Below are 16,093 nucleotides of genomic sequence, written 5' to 3' on the forward strand. Positions count from 1 at the left end.
ACCAGGCGACGGCGTCCCGCACCGGGGCGCCGTCGCGGTGCGTCTCAGGGGAGCTCGGTCGCCCAGCCCCGCTGCAGCGCCCGCAGCACCTCGTCGAGGAGGTCGGCGAGCTCGGAGCCGTCGTCGGCCAGCCAGCGCTCGTAGGCCGCGATGCACACGCCCAGGCAGGCGTGTCCGACGCTCTGCGGGACGAGCTCCGAGGCGTCCTCGCCACGACGCTCGGCCACGTAGTCGGCCACGACCTCCCGCCACGAGGCGTAGCGCAGCGTCGAGTGCGCCTGCAGCGCCGGGGTCTGCAGGATCAGCCGCAGCCGGCGCCGGTGCCAGGGCTGCTCGTCCGGCTCGACGTGGTTGAACTCCAGCACCGCCCGCCGGACCCCCTCCAGCGTCGGCAGGTCCGACGGCTGGGCCGCGAGCACCGCGCGCATCCGCACCAGCTGCTCCTCGAAGGCGCCCCAGGCGATGTCGTTCTTGGAGGCGAAGTACCGGAAGAACGTGCGACGCCCGATCCCCGCGGCGTGCGCGACGTCGTCGACGGTCGTGTGCTCGAACCCCTGGTCGCTGAACATCTCCAGCGCGATGTGCTCGATCTCCGAGCGGGACGTGACCGGGCGACGACCGGCGCGGCGCGCCCCGCCCCCGCCGGTACTCCCGATCCCGTCGTTCTCGGTCACCGCTGACATCGTCGCCCCGCCGTGCTCCTCGACTCCTCCGTCGTGCCTGCGACCGGCGGACCGGGAGGGTCGAGCGGAACGCCGTCGACCCCGATCATCCCACGTCGCGGCCGGCCCGTCGGCGCACGTCGCCCCTGTTCGGCGGCCGTTCGTCGCGCGGGCCCTCCACTTTGTCGGTGTGGCGCGGCACACTCGCGGCCAGACGGACCGGGACCCACCCGGACGGGTACGTCGAGGGGGAACCATGAGCGCACCCGCACGGGCCGCCGACACCACCGTGGACGAGCGGCCACCCGAGGAACGCCTCGAGGACCACCGGCGCGAGCTGACCGGCTACTGCTACCGGATGCTCGGCTCGGCCTTCGAGGCCGAGGACGCGGTGCAGGACACGATGGTCCGGGCCTGGAAGGGCGTCGCGAAGTTCGACGGTCGCTCCTCGCTGCGGTCCTGGCTGTACCGCATCGCGACCAACGTCTGCATCGACGCGTTGAACGGGCGCAAGCGCCGCGCCGTCCCGATGGACATCGGAGGCCCCGGCGCCCCGGTCGCCGAGTCGCTGCGCGAGCCGCTGCCCGACGCCGAGTGGCTCGAACCGATGCCCGACGCCCGGGTGTCGACGCCGGCCGGGGACCCGGCGGACAAGGCCGTCGCGAAGGAGACGATCCGGCTCGCGTTCATCGCGGCGCTGCAGCACCTGCCGGCCCGCCAGCGCGCCGTCCTGATCCTGCGCGAGGTCCTGTGCTGGAAGGCCGCCGAGGTCGCCGAGCTGCTGGACACGTCGGTCGCGTCGGTCAACAGCGCCCTGCAGCGCGCCCGCGCCACCCTGGGCGAACAGGGCATCTCCGAGGCGGCGCCGCAGACCTCCCCGGCGATGGACCCGGCGCAGACCGCGCTGCTGATGCGCTACATGGCAGCGTTCGAGGCGTTCGACATGGAGGCACTGACGGCGCTGCTCCACGAGGACGTCGAGCAGAACATGCCCCCGCTGGAGCTCTGGTTCCGCGGCCGGGACGACGTCATCGCCTGGATGGCGACCGGCCCCGGGCAGGGCTGCCGCGGGTCGCGGGTGGCTCCGGTGGAGATCAACGGGACGGTCGGCTTCGCCCAGTGGAAGCCGTCCGGGCCGAACGGCGAGTTCGAGGCCTGGGGCATCACGGCCCTGCGGATCGAGGACGGGGCCGTCACCGGGCTGAGCATCTTCCTCAACACCGAGCTGTTCGGCTACTTCGGGCTGCCGCTGAAGCTGGCCGACCGGCCGGAGCTGTGGGAGCCGAAGGCCGGCTGACGCCGCCCGGGCTCGCCGCCTGGCCGGGGCTGCGCATCACGGCCCGGCTCGGCGGCGGGCACCGCGGCGCGGTCTGGGCGGCGACGGACGGGAGCCGGCGGCTGGTGGTCCACCGGAGCGGGCGGACACCCGCGGCGCTGGACTGGGAGCTCGACCTGACCGGCGAGCTGCGGGCCCACGGTTTCCGCGTACCCGACGTCGTCCCGACCGGTGACGGACGGCGGCGGTGCGGGGCGGTCGTCGTCCGGACCTGGCTCGACGGCGACCCACCCGGGCCGGGCGACGAGGCAGCCGTCGCCGCCGAGCTGCACCGGCTGCACGCCCTCACCTCGGGGCGTAGCCAGCGGCCGGGGTTCGTGGGCACGGTCGAGCTGCTCGCGGGCGCCGTCCGGGGCGGGGACGTGGACCTGACCGCGATGCCGTCCGACGTCGTCGCGGAGTGCCGGGCCGCGTGGGCCGTGGTGGGCGGTCCGGTCGCCGTCGTCCACGGCGATCCCGGTCCGGGCAACATCCGGGTCCGGGACGGACGTCCGGGCCTGCTCGACTGGGACGAGTGCCGGGTGGACCGGGCGGCGCTCGACCTCGACGGTGGGCCCGGGGCTGCCCGCGAGGCCCGCCGTGCCGTCGACGCGTGGGAGGTCGCCGTCTGCTGGACCGTCGAGCCCGGCTACGCCCGGGAACGGCTCGCCGCGCTGCGCGCCGCCCCCTGACCGGGCCTCACGCGGCCGACGTCACCGCGGCGACCCGCTCCCCGGCCGTCCGGGCGTCGATGCGGGCGCGCTCGCGCTTCTCCGCGGCCAGCGGGCGCAGCTCGCTCATCGCGGGCACCACGTCGGCCAGGGTCAGCTCCGTCTCCACGACGGTCACGTCGGCACCCCACACGTCGCGCAGGATGCGGGTGATCCAGCCGGATCCGTGGTCCCAGCCCTCGCGCGGGGTGCCCGGCCCGTAGCCGCCTCCCCGGGAGACGACGAGCACGACCGGGCGGCCGGCGAGGGGCGTGCCGCCCGGCGCGAACCGGGGGTCGGTGATCAGGGCGTCGACCCAGGTCTTCAGGTGCGCGGCGACGCCGAAGTTGTAGAGCGGCGATCCGATGACGACGGCGTCCGCGGCCAGCACCTCGTCGGCCAGCTCCGCGATGCGCGCGAGGGCTCCGCGCTGCTCCGGGGTGCGGTCGGCCTCGGCCACGTACCCGGCCGCGACCGCGGTGGTCCACAGGTCGGCGGGCAGCGGGGCGGTGCCCAGGTCACGGCGGACGACCTCGGCGCCCGGTCGCGCGTCGAGGTAGGCGCGCTCGACCTCGTCGGCGATCTCGCGGCTGACGGAGCCCTCGGTGCGGATGCTCGCGTCGAGTCGGAGCAGGGACATGGTGACCTCCCGGTCGATCTGAACTGAAGATGTTCTGTTGAACAGAGTATCTGCGCGAGAGAAGACCTTGGCAAGCACGTACCCTGTGACGATGTCCGGTCCGTCCGCCCCGCAGAGCGTCGAGTGCGACCTGGCGTGGGCGTTGGCCCGGGTCGCGCGCGACCACGCCACGGCGGTGCAGTGCGTCGTCGGCACGCTGCCCGGCGGTCAGCGGGGCTTCCAGGTGCTCGCCGCCGCGGCCGGGGACGATCCGCCCACCCAGCTCGCACTCGCCCGCAAGCTCGGCGTGGACCGCACCGTGATGACCTACCTGCTGGACAAGGTCCAGGAGGCGGGACTGATCGAGCGGCACCCCGACCCGAACGACCGACGGGCCCGCCGGATCGTGCTGACCACGGCCGGCCGGGCGCTGCTCTGCGAGACCGAGACGCGACTGCGCACCGCCGAGGCCCACATCCTGGCGCCGCTCTCCCCGGACGAGCAGGGCGCGCTCCGGACGCTGCTGCGCCGGGTCGCGACCGCGGGCACCGACCCGACCTCCGCCGAGGGCGAACCCCGTCCGCCGTCGGCGTAACCGCAGGTCAGGTGGGCCACCCCGGCCCTAGTGTCGGGCGGCACCCGAGGAGCGGAGATCCGATGCCCGTCCTGTCCACCCCGTCCGACCCCGCCGACCGTCTGCTCGGCGAGCGGATCGTGCTGCTGGCCCGCGAGCTCGACGACGACGTCGCCGCCGAGACCTGCGCGCGCCTGCTGCTGCTGGCCGCTGAGGACGCGCGCCGCGACATCACCCTGCACGTCCTGGCGCCCGGCGGCTCCCCGGTCGCCGCGATGGCGGTGCACGACACGATCCGCACGCTCGGTGTCGACGTCGCGACCGTCGCCGTGGGATCGCTCGCGGGCCCGGTGCCGTTCCTCGTGGCGTCGGGGACGCCGGGCAAACGGCTCGCCCGCGCGCACGCCGCGTTCCTGCCCACCGCCGACGGGCCGGTCCGCGGCTCGCACCCCGGCGACGTGCGGGTACGGGCCGACCACCTCGCCGGACGCCGCCGCGAGATCGAGTCGCTGACCGCGGCGTACTGCGGCGCCCCGCTGCCCGACGACGCCCGGGACCGCTGGCTGTCGGCGGCGGAGGCGGTGACCTTCGGCCTCGTCGACGGGCTGTCGGAACCCCGGGCCGAAACGGATAGCTAGAGTCTCCGATGTGCGAGTCTCGGATCTGTCCCGGTCGTCCGGCGTCCCCGTCGCGACGATCAAGTACTACCTGCGCGAGGGCCTGCTGCCCCGCGGCGAGACGACGTCACCGAACCAGGCCCGCTACGACGACGCACACGTCCGCCGGCTGCGCCTGATACGGGCGCTCGTCGAGGTCGGCGGGCTGCCGATCGCAACCGTCCGCGAGGTCCTGTCGGCCGTCGACGACCCCGCGGTCGGCCTGCACGACATGCTCGGCCGGACGGTCTACGCGATCACCGGCGACGTGGGCGCGTCCGGCTCGCTCGACGAGGCGGAGGCCGACCTGGCCGGAGCCATGGCCCACGTGGGCTGGCAGGTCGGGAAGGACGCCCCCGCGCTGGCCGGGGCCCGGTCGGTGCTGGCCCGGATGCACGAGCTGGGCTGGGGCCCCGGCGAGGAGACCCTGCAGGCGTGGGCCGAGGCCGCCGACCGCGCCGCGGAGGGCGACCTGGCCGCGATCGGGCGGACCACCGACCGCGAGGAGGCCGCGGAGACCGCACTGGTCGGCACCGTCCTCGGCGATGCCCTGCTCGCGGCCCTGCGCCGGATCGCCCAGGAGAGCCGCTCCGCGCAGCGCTACCGCGCCGGGTCCTGAGTCCCGGGCAGCCGCACCGTCACCAGCACCGCTCGGTGGTCGCTGCCCGGGGTCTCGAGGACGACGTGGCGGCGGGTCACCGACCCGCGGGGCACGAGCACGTGGTCGATGCGGATCCCGGCCCAGCGCGGCAGCGACGACGGGAAGGTCCCCACGAGCCCCCGCCCGGTGCCGTCTGTGGCGTCGACGCAGTCGCCGGACGCGTCGCGCAGCCGCCGGTGGTCGACGACGGCGTTGAGGTCCCCGGCCACGACCGGCGCCGGTCGGGTGCGGGTCCACTCCCCGATCAGCGCGAGCTCACCGGTCCACAGCTCGGTCCACCGCGGGTTCGTCGGCGCGGAGGTGTGCACCGCGTACAGCGTCCGGGCACCGAGCAGCCCACCGGTGACCTCCAGGTGCGGCAGCCGCATCCCCTGCCCGGGCCGGACGTCGACCTCCCCGGCCCGCGGCGCGACCAGTACCACCGTGCCGCGCTGGTCCGGGACGCCGGGCGGGACCGAGGACCAGCCCCGGTAGCCACCGAGCAGGGGCAGGAGCCGGTCGAGGTAGGCGACGCCCGCCTCGGGCAGCACGACCACGTCCGGCCGCTCCCGGGTCACCGTCGCGGCCAGCGCGCCGGTGTCGGCCCGCCCCAGCAGCACGTTCGCGACGAGCACGGTCAGCTCGGGCCCGTCCGGCAGCGGACCGTCGGGGCGCGGCAGCACCCGTCCCAGCGCGGGAGCAGCGGCCGCGGCGCCGGCCAGGCCCACCGCCGTCGCGGTGCGGCGCAGCCCGGCGAGCCGCAGGAGACCCGCGACCCCCAGTCCGGCGACGCCGAGGTGCGGACGCAGCGCGGTCAGCCCGACCAGGGCGGAGCGCCGGTCGGTCCGCCACCGCCGCGGCAACACGGTGACGGCGGTACGCAGGGCTCGGTCGACGATCACGGACACGGGTGGTCAACGGACGCGGGCCGCGCACGGTTCCACGAGAGCTGTATGGACAGTCCAGCTATCCGATAGTTAAAGTATCCACATGCGGAACATCCTCGCGTGGCACCGTCCGTTGATGATCGCCGGTCTCGTCTGCGCCGCGGCCGTCCCGCTCGGCCTGCTGGGCACCCTCGTCGACCCGCGCGAGGTGCTCGGCGCGCCGGTGTGGCTCAAGCCCACCAAGTTCGCCGTCTCCATCGCGATCTTCTGCGTGACCTGGGCCTGGCTGTACGACCAGCTGCGCTCCCGGCGCGGCCGGACCCGTGGCGCGTTCCTCGCGGGCACGGTCGCGGCGGTGGCCCTGGTGGTGGAGATGGTCGTCATCGCCGTCCAGGCCGGGCGGGGCACGACCAGCCACTTCAACTACACCTCCCGGCTCGACGCGGGCCTGTGGGCCACCATGGGGATCTCGATCGTCCTCGTCTGGCTGGCGACGTTGTGGGTCGCCGCCGGCCTGTTCGCGGTGCGCGACCTCGACCCCGCCCGCACGGTCGCGATCCGCGCCGGGGCGGTGCTCGCGCTGGCCGGGATGGCGCTCGGCTTCCTGATGACGTCACCGACCCCGGACCAGCTCGCCGACTTCCGCGGGATCGCCGGGGCGCACACCGTCGGCGTCCCCGACGGCGGCCCGGGCGTGCCGCTGGTCGGGTGGAGCACGCTGGGCGGCGACCTGCGCGTCCCGCACTTCGTCGGGATGCACGCGCTGCAGCTGCTGCCACTGCTGCTGATCGTGTTCGAGCTGGCCGCAGGGCGGGTGGCACGGCTGGCCGACCCACGGGCGCGTCGCGACCTGATGACGACGGCCGCCGCCGGCTACACCGGCGTGCTCGCCCTGCTGACCTGGCAGGCGCTGCGCGGACAGCCGCTCGTCGCCCCGGACACGCTCACCGTCGCCGCGGCCGGGGTGCTGACGGTCCTGGTGGTGGCCGGTGCCGTCGTCGCGCTGCGGGAGCGGCGACCGGTGCTCACGCCAGGCAGGTGAGCGGGCGCCCGCCGTTGTACTCGACCATCTCGGCGAGCGCGGCCGTGCTGTCGATCGGGGCGCCGCGCTCGGCGCCGTCGAGCTCGGCGTAGGCGCGGTGCAGGTTCCCGACGATGCGCTCGGCGTCCGGCCAGTGGCCGAACCGGCCGAGGTCGGTGTCGCGGGCGGCCTCCAGCGGGCGGATGCCGGCGTCGCGGGCGCGCTCGGCCAGGTCGAGGACGAACCGCAGGTAGTCGACCGTGTCCCGGAGCGGCCCGTCGCCCCGGAACACCGGCCCGTGGCCGGGCACCGTCGTCGCGGCCCCGAGCGGGAGCACCACCTGCTCCAGGACGTCGATCGCGCCGGTCACCGAGCCCATCAGCAGGAACGGCGTGCCGCCGTTGAACACCAGGTCCCCGCAGTAGAGGACCGACCGGTCGGGTACGTGCACGAGGACGTCGTTGGTGGTGTGCGCGGGCGTCCCGACGTGGAGGACATCGGCCCGCAGGTCCCCCAGGTGCAGCGCGATGCGGTCGGTGAAGGTGAGGAACGGCGGGTCCAGCGGGAGCGAGCCCCAGTCGCCGTGGTCCCAGAACGGCAGGTCCCGGGGCGGGCCGAAGGCGATCATCTCCGCGCGTGCCCGCTCGTGCGCGACGACCGTCGCGCCGGAGAACAGGGCGTTGCCCCAGGTGTGGTCGCCGTGGTGGTGGGTGTTGACCAGCGTGCGGACCGACCGGTCGGTGACCTCGCCGATCGCGGCCGCGAAGGCCCGGGTCCGGCGCTCGGTGGAACAGGAGTCGACGACGACGGCCCCCTGCGGCCCGACGAGCAGGCCCGCGTTGTTGATCCACCAGGTGCCGTCCGGCTGGACGTAGGCGAAGAGCCCGTCGGAGACCTCCTCCAGCCGGGGCGGGCCGGGGACGGTGATGTCGTGCGGGTGGGAGCTCATCGGCCGATCGTGACCGAACCGACCCCGGAACGCACGAGAGCCGGTCGGTGGCTACCGACCGGCTCTGCGGGGGGATCAGGATTGTGGCCAGGGGCGGGGTCGAACCGCCGACCTTCCGCTTTTCAGGCGGACGCTCGTACCAACTGAGCTACCTGGCCCCGGCCTCCGGTGAACCGGAGATCCAGAGAGTGGAGCGACCCAGACGGGACTCGAACCCGCGACCTTCGCCGTGACAGGGCGACGCGCTAACCAACTGCGCCACTGGGCCTTGCTCTCGCGAGACGCATCGTATCCGATGTGTCTCGCGGTACCCCCAACGGGATTCGAACCCGCGCTGCCGCCTTGAAAGGGCGGAGTCCTAGGCCGCTAGACGATGGGGGCTGGGACCAGACCCGAGGGCCTCGACCTTCCCTCAACGGCTGTCCGTTGGGAGTGAGGAAACCTTACGACACCGCCCCGGGGGGTCCTGCAACCACCCCCCGGTTCCGGCGTCGCCGCAGGTCAGCGAGCTACGGGTGGCGGCTGTTCCGGGTTGCCGGAGATCAGTCCCAGCATGTCGAGCAGCTCGCGCAGATCCTCGGAGTCGTCCGAGTTCCGGGCGACGACGAGCCGGGCGCGCTGCACCTGGTCGTCGGAGACCTTGAAGGCGTCGGCCGCGTTCCGCGGCGCCGGAATGGAACTGGTGTCGTCGTCGATGCCGCGCTTCGCGCCGATGGTCACGAGGCCTCCCCGTAGGCCGCCAGGACCTGCTCCGGGCCCGTCCGTGGGACGCGCCGCGTGCCGGTGTCCGTCGGTACCGCCACGTGTTGTGGCCGTGACCAAGACGTTACCCATCGTGCGGGGACCCCGCACGCCCCTTCCCGGGTGACGGCCGGTCACCCGGCGCTGTGGGGGACGGGTGCGGCTCAGCGATCCGGCGAGACCCGGCAGGGGCTGCCGGACAGCTCCCCGACCGGCACGGATGCCGCCAGCGCCCGGTACCCGGCGGGCGACGGGTGGAGCCCGTCGCCGGAGTCCAGATCCGGACGGAGCCGGTGCGGGTCACCCGGGTCGCCCAGTGCGGCGGCCGCGTCTATCACCCCGTCGGCCCAGCGACGACCGTCCGAACGGAGCCAGCCGTTCACCTGGTCCCGGGCCGCGACGGCCGTCGGGGTGGCGCGACCGCCACTGGCCGACGGCGGGATGGTGGTGAGGAACACGCGCAGCCCCGCGGCGCGGGCCCGCTGGGCGAAGCCCTGCAGCCCGGCGACGAGGTCACCGGCGGCCGCGCCGGCGGCGAGGTCGTTGGTGCCGACGAGCAGCACCACGTCGCGCACGCCGGGGACGGCGGCCACGTCGTCGTCCCAGCGGGTCGACGGCGCGTCACCACCGGCCGGCGGGTCGTCCTGCAGCAGCTGGTTGCGCGACAGTCCCGCGTTCAGCACGGTCATCGGCCGGTCGCCGCCCGCCGCGGACAGCCGGGCGGCGAGCTGGTCGGGGAAGCGGTCGTCGCCGCCGGGGGTGGAGCCCACGCCGTCGACGAGGGAGTCCCCGATCACGAGGACGGCGCCGTCCGGGCGGGCCGCCAGGACCTCCAGGCCGGTCAGCACCGGCCAGGACTGCAGGGTCGTGTCGAAGCCCGCCGCGTCCGGGGCCGCGGTGCGGTCCCCCGGCCCGGACAGCCACGCGGTGCGCATCGCGACCGGGTGCGAGCCGATCGTGCGCGGCACCTCGGCCAGGAACAGGCTCACCGTCAGCGGCACGCCCGCCGCGGCGGCGACCGGTGCGGGATCGGTCAGCACCTCGGTACCCGCCGGGACGTCGGCCACGGAGGCCCCGCCGACGGTCAGCGGGACCGGCCGGGTCACCGCGGCACCCGGGCCGGTGGCGCCGACCGTCATCGCCGCGATCCGCAGCGGCCCGTCGCCGTGCCGGTTGGACAGCCGCAGCCGCAGCTCCTCCCCCGCCGCGCCGGGCCGCACCACCATCCGCAGCGTCTTGCCGGCGAGGCTGTCGCCGGGGACCGCCTGCTGCGCGGCGTGCCAGGCGGCCGTCCAGCCGGGGGTGCACGTCGTCGCCGCGGCCGCCGCCGGGACGACCGACGGGACCGGGGCGCAGCCCGCAGCCACGAGCCCGGCGAGCAGCGTCCCGAGCACCGTCGCACCGGCGGCACCCCGCCTGCCACGCCACCGGACCGCACCGTCGTCGGGCCGCACCGGCACCGCCTCCCGTCCGTGGGCCCGCCCGCGGATCGGACGGGTCCCCCACGCGCTGTGTCGGGCCGTCACCCGATCACGTTACGGATCCGCCCGGTCACACTGCGACGATCGGCGCATCGTCATCGACGAACGGCCCGTCCCTCCGGAGCGGTCCGCCCGCGAGAGGGCTGCGCGCTGTCGGTGTCACCTCCTAGGGTCGTCGGCGACACGAGGGGCGGCCACCGTGGGCCGCCGGGATCGCCAGGGGAAGAGGACGACGGTGACCGCCTACGAGGAGATCTTCCGTTCCAGTGTGGACGACCGCGAGGGCTTCTGGCTCCGCGCGGCCGACGGGATCGACTGGGACGTCGCCCCGACCCGCGCGCTCGACGAGTCGAACCCGCCGTTCTACCGCTGGTTCCCCGACGGCGAGCTGAACGTCGCGTACAACGCGCTCGACCGGCACGTCGACGCCGGGAACGGCGACCGCACGGCCCTGGTGTACGACTCGCCGGTCACCGGGTCGCGGCGCTCCTACACCTATGCGGAGCTGCGCGACGAGGTCGCGCTGTTCGCGGGCGTGCTGCGCGACCAGGGCGTCGGCCACGGCGACCGGGTCGTCGTCTACATGCCGATGGTCCCCGAGGCCGCGATCGCGATGCTCGCCTGCGCCCGCCTCGGCGCCGTCCACTCGGTGGTCTTCGGCGGGTTCGCCGCCAAGGAGCTCGCCGTCCGGATCGACGACGCCGGGCCCAAGGTCGTCGTCTCGGCGTCCTGCGGCATCGAGGGCAAGCGCGTCATCGAGTACAAGCCGCTGCTCGACCGGGCGATCGAGCTGTCGGACCGCAAGCCCACGTCCACGGTGATCCTGCAGCGCGAGCAGGCCACCGCGCAGCTGGGCCCGACCGACGTCGACTGGGCCGAGGCCGTCGCCCACGCCACGCCCGCCGACCCGGTCCCGGTGAAGGCCACCGACCCGCTCTACGTGCTCTACACCTCCGGCACCACCGGCAAGCCGAAGGGCGTGGTGCGCGACTCGGGCGGCTACGCCGTCGCCCTGGCCTGGTCGATGCCCAACATCTACGACGTCGGCCCCGGCGAGACGATCTTCACCGCGTCCGACGTCGGCTGGGTCGTCGGCCACTCCTACATCGTCTACGCGCCGCTGCTGGCCGGAGCGACGACCGTGCTCTACGAGGGCAAGCCGGTCGGCACGCCGGACGCCGGGCAGTTCTGGCGGGTCGTCCAGGAGAACGGGGTGAAGTCCGTCTTCACCGCGCCCACGGCGTTCCGGGCGATCAAGAAGGAGGACCCGGAGGGCACGTTCCTCGGGCAGTACGACGTGTCCTCGCTGAAGTACCTCTTCCTCGCCGGCGAGCGCCTCGACCCCGAGACCCACCGCTGGGCCTCGGATCTGCTCGGCATCCCCGTCATCGACCACTGGTGGCAGACCGAGACCGGCTGGCCGATCGCGGCCAATCCGGCGGGCATCGAGCTGCTGGAGATCAAGCCCGGCTCACCGACCCGTGCCATGCCCGGCTGGGACGTCCAGGTCCTCGACGAGCGGGGCAACCCGGCCGAGCCCGGTGTCGACGGCGCGATCGTGGCGAAGCTGCCGCTGCCGCCCGGTGCGTTCCCGACCCTGTGGAACGACGACGAGCGCTACGTCAACTCCTACATGTCGGCGTTCGAGGGCTACTACCTCACCGGCGACGGCGGGCACCTCGACGCCGACGGCTACGTCTTCGTCATGGGCCGCACCGACGACGTCATCAACGTCGCGGGCCACCGTCTGTCCACCGGCGGGATGGAGGAGGTCCTGGCCTCGCACCCGGACGTGGCGGAGTGCGCGGTGATCGGCGTCGCGGACACCATGAAGGGGCAGATCCCGCGCGGTTTCGTGGTGCTGAAGTCCGGCGTCGACAGCGACGCCGAGGGCTACGAGGCCGGGCTGCGCGCCGAGCTCGTGCAGATGGTGCGCGACCAGATCGGCGCGGTCGCCTCCCTCAAGGACGTCGCGATCGTCCCGGCCCTGCCCAAGACCCGTTCCGGCAAGATCCTCCGCAAGACGATGCGCGGGATCGCCGACGGCGCCGAGGAGCCGGTGCCCTCCACCATCGACGACGCGTCGGTGCTGGACACGCTGCGTCCGGTGCTGCGCAGGGAGTGAGCGCCCTCCATCGGGTGGTCCGGATGCGCCCCGCTTGACCCGGATCACCCGATGGCGGTAACGGCGGACGGCCGCGACCCGATGGTTGGTCGACGGCCGCTGCCGCTCCCCGGCATCCCCCGCGCGGTCGTCGACGTGGAGGTGTGCCGTGGACCCGGCGCGACTGCGACTCGCGGCACTGGCCGCCCCGGTGGCGCTCGGCGCCCTGCTCGGCGTGGCCGCGATGCTCGAACCCGACGAGGTGCGCCTGCCCTCGGTCGGCAGCATCCCGGTGACCGCCCGGGCGACGACCGCGCTCCTCACCGGGGTGCCGCACACCACCCCGCCACCGACGCCCGTGCAGGCCCGCGCGAACCTCGCGCCGCAGCCGTTGCCGACCGCCGCCCAGACCCGCGACAGCCGCTGACCTGCGGCCTTCCCGAGCGAGGAAGGGAAGCATAACCGCAGGTCAGGGAGCCCTCAGTCCTGCGGGGTCGGCACGGCGGGGGCACCATGGATGCCATGAAGGTCATCGTGGATTTCGACCGCTGCGAGAGCAACGCGGTCTGCATGGGTGTCGCGCCGGAGGTCTTCGAGGTGCGCGACGACGACTACCTCTACATCCTCGACGAGAACCCGGCCGAGTCGCTGCGGCCGAAGGTCGAGGAGGCGGCACGGAGCTGCCCCAAGGCCGCCATCACGATCGAGGGCTGAGCCCCGTCGGTCGGGGGGCGCCGGGGGCTCGACCGGCGCGGGTTGCCGGGCACTCCTCGCGGCGAGCAGGATCGCGGCGACGAGTGCACCGCCTGCGAAGGAGCCGACCGTGACACAGGGCGCGACGACCGACGTCTGGACCACCCCGCTCACCCCGCTGGCCTTCCTGGGCCGCTCGGCCGAGGTGTTCGCGGAGTCCACGGCGATCGTCTACGGCGACCGCAGGCACACCTACGCCGAGTTCGCGGCGGAGGCGACCCGGGTGGCGAACGCCCTCGCCGCATCGGGCGTCGAGCCCGGTGACCGGGTCGCCTACCTGCTGCCGAACGTCCCGGAGATGCTCGTCGCGCACTTCGCGGTGCCGCTGGCGGGCGCGGTCCTGGTCGCGATCAACACACGGCTGTCGACCGAGGAGGTCCGCTACATCCTGGACCACTCGGCGGCCACGGTGCTGGTCGTCGACGCCGTCCTGTACGAAACGGTCCGCCCGGTCGCCGACGAGCTGACCACGGTCCGCGAGATCGTCACCGTCGTCGACCCTGCGGCGCCCGGCGACGGCGTCGGCTCCGGGACGAGCTACGCCGACCTGCTCGCCCGCGGCTCGGACGACCCGCGGCCCTGGGCCGTCGACGACGAGCGGTCCACCATCACGATCAACTACACCTCGGGGACGACCGGCAACCCGAAGGGCGTCGAGTACCACCACCGCGGTGCGTACCTGAACTCCTTCGGCGAGATCGTCCACTCCGGGCACACCGCGGACAGCGTCTACCTGTGGACGCTGCCGATGTTCCACTGCAACGGCTGGTGCACCCCGTGGGCCGTGACGGCCGTCGGAGGCACCCACGTCTGCCTGCGCGAGGTCCGCGGCGACACCATCTGGCGGCTGATCGGCGAACACGGCGTCACCCACCTCAACGGCGCCCCGACCGTCGTCACGACGATCATGAACTCGCCCGAGGCCGTCACCCTGGACTACCGGCTGACGATCACGACGGCCGGCGCGCCGCCGTCGCCGACGACCATCCTGCAGATGGAGCGGATGGGGTTCCGCATCGTGCACGTGTACGGCCTCACCGAGACCTACGGGCCGTACGCGGTGAACCAGTACCAGCACGCCTGGGACGACCTCGACGGCGAGGAACGGGCCCGGCTCCAGGCCCGCCAGGGGGTCGGCATGGTGTGCGCGGACCGGGTCCGGGTGGTCGACGAGGAGATGGTCGACGTCCCCCGCGACGGCGCCACGATGGGCGAGATCGTGATGCGCGGGAACAACGTCATGAAGGGCTACCACCGCGACGAGGAGAAGACCGCGGAGGCGTTCCGGGGCGGCTGGTTCCACTCCGGCGACCTTGGCGTCGTGCACCCCGACGGCTACGTCGAGCTGCGTGACCGGGCCAAGGACGTGGTCATCTCCGGCGGCGAGAACATCTCCACCGTCGAGGTCGAGCAGGCGATCGTCTCGCACGACGCGGTGCTGGAGGCCGCCGTCGTCGGGGTGCCGGACGAGAAGTGGGGCGAGGTCTGCAAGGCCTTCGCCGTGCTCAAGCCGGGCCGCTCCGCCGAGCCGCAGGAGCTGATCGACCACGTGAAGACGAGGATCGCCCGCTACAAGGCACCCAAGTACGTCGAGGTCGTCGACGAGCTGCCCAAGACCTCCACCGGCAAGGTCCAGAAGTTCGAGCTCCGCGAGAAGGAGTGGGCCGGCCGCGGGGACTCGCGCATCCAGGGTTGACGCATATCGGTTAGCGTTGCTGAACGTGAGCATCGCAACCGAACCGGGCACGACGGACACCACGTCGCCCTCCGCCTTCCGCGTCGCGACCGGCGCGGTGGTCGTGACGACGGCGTCGGTGCTCCCGGTGTTCCTCACCGGTGCCCTGTCGGTGCAGCTCTCGCGCGACCTGGCCTTCGACCCGTCCGGGCTGGGGCTGGTCGTCGCGCTGTACTTCGGGGTCAGCGCGCTGTGCTCGCTGCCGGTCGGCATGGTCGTCGAGCGGGTGGGATCACGGGTGACCAGCCGGATCGCCGTCGTCGGGGCGGCGGTGCTGATGGCGGCCCTGGCGCTGGGCGCGCGGTCCTACGTCGCGCTCGTCGTCCTGCTGCTCTGCGGCGCCTGGTGCAACGTGATGGGCCAGCTGTCGTCGAACCTGACGCTCGCGCGCTCGGTGCCCGCACACCGGATGGGGCTGTCGTTCGGGGTGAAGCAGGCCGCGATCCCGGCGGCGACGCTGCTGGCCGGGCTGGCCGTCCCTGCGGTGGCGCTGACCGTGGGCTGGCGCTGGGCGTACGGGATCGGCGCGCTGCTGGCGCTGGCGGCACTGTTCGCGTGCCCGCGCACCGACGCCCGCCCGGCGGCCCGCACGGGGTCCGGCGACCGGGCGACGGCCGCGCTCGCGGTGATCGGCGCCGCCTCCGGGCTCGCGGCCGGGACCGCGACCGCGCTCGGCATCTTCCTGGTCGCCTCGGCGGTGGACCGCGGGATCGACCCCGGTCTGGCCGGGCTGATGCTGACCCTCGGCAGCGTGGTGGGGCTGTCGGTGCGGATGCTGCACGGGTGGCTGGCCGACATGCGCTCGGGCGGCCACGTCGCCGTCGTCGCGGCGAGTCTCGCCGCGGGCGCCGGCGGGTTCGGGCTGCTCGCCGTGCCCGGGACGCCCGCGCTGGTCGTCGGGGTGGTGCTGGCGTTCGGGCTGGGCTGGGCGTGGCCGGGTCTGCTGCAGTTCGCCGTGGTGCGGCTCAACCCGTCCGCCCCGGCCGCGGCGACGTCGATCGTGCAGGTCGGTGTCTACGCCGGCGGTTTCGCCGGACCGATCGTCTTCGGCTCGCTCGCCACCCACGCGGGTTTCCCGACCGCGTGGACGGTCAACGCCGTCGTGATGCTGGTGTCGGCGGCGTTGATGCTGGTCGGGCGCCGGATGCTGCTCGCCCATACGCGCCGCCGGGCCGAATCAGGACGCAGGCTGTCAGGGTCGTAGGGCACAGTGGCCCCCGCTCGCACCTTCCGAGGGGGACAACAC

17 protein-coding genes and 3 tRNA genes are annotated in these 16,093 nt (G+C 74.2%); 11 read left to right on the forward strand and 9 right to left on the reverse strand.

The features are described 5' to 3' along the window. Positions 1-44: 44 nt before the first annotated feature. Positions 45-683, reverse strand: a complete 639-nt coding sequence (gene mftR, locus KPF22_RS27240) for a mycofactocin system transcriptional regulator (protein WP_208824584.1) — start codon at positions 681-683, stop codon at positions 45-47. Positions 684-918: 235 nt separating this feature from the next. On the opposite strand from mftR, the gene KPF22_RS27245 reads away from it, so the two are divergent. Both KPF22_RS27245 and KPF22_RS27250 read left to right on the forward strand, forming a co-directional pair. After that, complete coding sequence (locus tag KPF22_RS27245) at positions 919-1,959, forward strand: sigma-70 family RNA polymerase sigma factor (RefSeq protein WP_208824582.1); 1,041 nt, start codon at positions 919-921, stop codon at positions 1,957-1,959. Next, on the forward strand, positions 1,938-2,669 hold the full coding sequence (locus KPF22_RS27250; RefSeq protein WP_224403694.1) for a phosphotransferase enzyme family protein: 732 nt from the start codon (positions 1,938-1,940) through the stop codon (positions 2,667-2,669). Before KPF22_RS27245 ends, KPF22_RS27250 begins: the two co-directional genes overlap by 22 nt. A gap of 7 nt (positions 2,670-2,676) precedes the next feature. Here KPF22_RS27250 and KPF22_RS27255 read toward each other — a convergent pair whose 3' ends face one another. After that, positions 2,677-3,327: an FMN-dependent NADH-azoreductase gene (locus tag KPF22_RS27255; RefSeq protein ID WP_224403695.1), complete on the reverse strand. Its 651-nt coding sequence runs from the start codon at positions 3,325-3,327 to the stop codon at positions 2,677-2,679. Positions 3,328-3,418: 91 nt separating this feature from the next. Between KPF22_RS27255 and KPF22_RS27260 the strand changes: the two genes are divergently transcribed. The 3 genes from KPF22_RS27260 to KPF22_RS27270 all read left to right on the forward strand — a co-directional run bounded on the left by KPF22_RS27260 (position 3,419) and on the right by KPF22_RS27270 (position 5,155). Next, the gene (locus tag KPF22_RS27260) at positions 3,419-3,901 is read left to right on the forward strand and encodes a MarR family winged helix-turn-helix transcriptional regulator (RefSeq protein WP_224403696.1); all 483 of its coding nucleotides are present in this window, start codon (positions 3,419-3,421) and stop codon (positions 3,899-3,901) included. A gap of 62 nt (positions 3,902-3,963) precedes the next feature. Beyond that, positions 3,964-4,518: an ATP-dependent Clp protease proteolytic subunit gene (locus tag KPF22_RS27265; protein ID WP_224403697.1), complete on the forward strand. Its 555-nt coding sequence runs from the start codon at positions 3,964-3,966 to the stop codon at positions 4,516-4,518. 10 nt (positions 4,519-4,528) lie between these two features. Continuing rightward, positions 4,529-5,155 (forward strand): MerR family transcriptional regulator, encoded by a 627-nt coding sequence (locus KPF22_RS27270; RefSeq protein WP_062399820.1) that lies wholly within the window; start codon positions 4,529-4,531, stop codon positions 5,153-5,155. Here KPF22_RS27270 and KPF22_RS27275 read toward each other — a convergent pair. Continuing rightward, entirely contained in the window at positions 5,137-6,078 is a 942-nt protein-coding gene (locus KPF22_RS27275; protein ID WP_208824573.1) for an endonuclease/exonuclease/phosphatase family protein, read from the reverse strand. The two genes, KPF22_RS27270 and KPF22_RS27275, sit on opposite strands and share 19 nt — an antisense overlap. Before the next feature lie 88 nt (positions 6,079-6,166). Here KPF22_RS27275 and KPF22_RS27280 point away from each other — a divergent pair, with 88 nt between their 5' ends. Then, entirely contained in the window at positions 6,167-7,105 is a 939-nt protein-coding gene (locus tag KPF22_RS27280; protein ID WP_224403698.1) for a hypothetical protein, read from the forward strand. Here KPF22_RS27280 and KPF22_RS27285 read toward each other — a convergent pair. The 6 genes from KPF22_RS27285 to KPF22_RS33380 all read right to left on the reverse strand — a co-directional run bounded on the left by KPF22_RS27285 (position 7,089) and on the right by KPF22_RS33380 (position 10,300). Beyond that, positions 7,089-8,033 (reverse strand): MBL fold metallo-hydrolase, encoded by a 945-nt coding sequence (locus KPF22_RS27285; protein WP_224403699.1) that lies wholly within the window; start codon positions 8,031-8,033, stop codon positions 7,089-7,091. The genes KPF22_RS27280 and KPF22_RS27285 overlap by 17 nt on opposite strands. Positions 8,034-8,117: 84 nt before the next feature. Beyond that, positions 8,118-8,191: transfer RNA gene (locus tag KPF22_RS27290), tRNA-Phe, on the reverse strand. Between the two features lie 36 nt (positions 8,192-8,227). Further along, a tRNA-Asp gene (locus KPF22_RS27295) sits at positions 8,228-8,301 on the reverse strand. 40 nt (positions 8,302-8,341) lie between these two features. Next, positions 8,342-8,414, reverse strand: a tRNA-Glu gene (locus KPF22_RS27300). Positions 8,415-8,534: 120 nt separating this feature from the next. After that, complete coding sequence (locus KPF22_RS27305) at positions 8,535-8,753, reverse strand: hypothetical protein (protein WP_062399816.1); 219 nt, start codon at positions 8,751-8,753, stop codon at positions 8,535-8,537. Between the two features lie 185 nt (positions 8,754-8,938). Further along, positions 8,939-10,300 (reverse strand): GDSL-type esterase/lipase family protein, encoded by a 1,362-nt coding sequence (locus KPF22_RS33380; protein WP_224403700.1) that lies wholly within the window; start codon positions 10,298-10,300, stop codon positions 8,939-8,941. Between the two features lie 190 nt (positions 10,301-10,490). Here KPF22_RS33380 and KPF22_RS27315 point away from each other — a divergent pair, with 190 nt between their 5' ends. The 5 genes from KPF22_RS27315 to KPF22_RS27335 all read left to right on the forward strand — a co-directional run bounded on the left by KPF22_RS27315 (position 10,491) and on the right by KPF22_RS27335 (position 16,051). Further along, positions 10,491-12,380 carry a propionyl-CoA synthetase gene (locus KPF22_RS27315; protein ID WP_224403701.1) on the forward strand — a complete coding sequence of 630 codons (1,890 nt, stop codon included), beginning with the start codon at positions 10,491-10,493 and terminating at the stop codon, positions 12,378-12,380. Positions 12,381-12,528: 148 nt separating this feature from the next. Beyond that, entirely contained in the window at positions 12,529-12,786 is a 258-nt protein-coding gene (locus KPF22_RS27320; protein ID WP_208824563.1) for a hypothetical protein, read from the forward strand. A 95-nt stretch (positions 12,787-12,881) separates the two neighbouring features. Further along, positions 12,882-13,073 carry a ferredoxin gene (locus KPF22_RS27325; RefSeq protein WP_062399810.1) on the forward strand — a complete coding sequence of 64 codons (192 nt, stop codon included), beginning with the start codon at positions 12,882-12,884 and terminating at the stop codon, positions 13,071-13,073. 109 nt (positions 13,074-13,182) lie between these two features. Then, positions 13,183-14,808 carry an acyl--CoA ligase family protein gene (locus tag KPF22_RS27330; protein WP_224403702.1) on the forward strand — a complete coding sequence of 542 codons (1,626 nt, stop codon included), beginning with the start codon at positions 13,183-13,185 and terminating at the stop codon, positions 14,806-14,808. A gap of 25 nt (positions 14,809-14,833) precedes the next feature. Beyond that, positions 14,834-16,051, forward strand: a complete 1,218-nt coding sequence (locus KPF22_RS27335) for an MFS transporter (protein WP_224403703.1) — start codon at positions 14,834-14,836, stop codon at positions 16,049-16,051. The last annotated feature ends 42 nt before the right edge of the window (positions 16,052-16,093 follow it).

This window comes from Pseudonocardia sp. ICBG1034 (genome assembly GCF_020131375.1).
GTDB lineage: Bacteria > Actinomycetota > Actinomycetes > Mycobacteriales > Pseudonocardiaceae > Pseudonocardia > Pseudonocardia alni.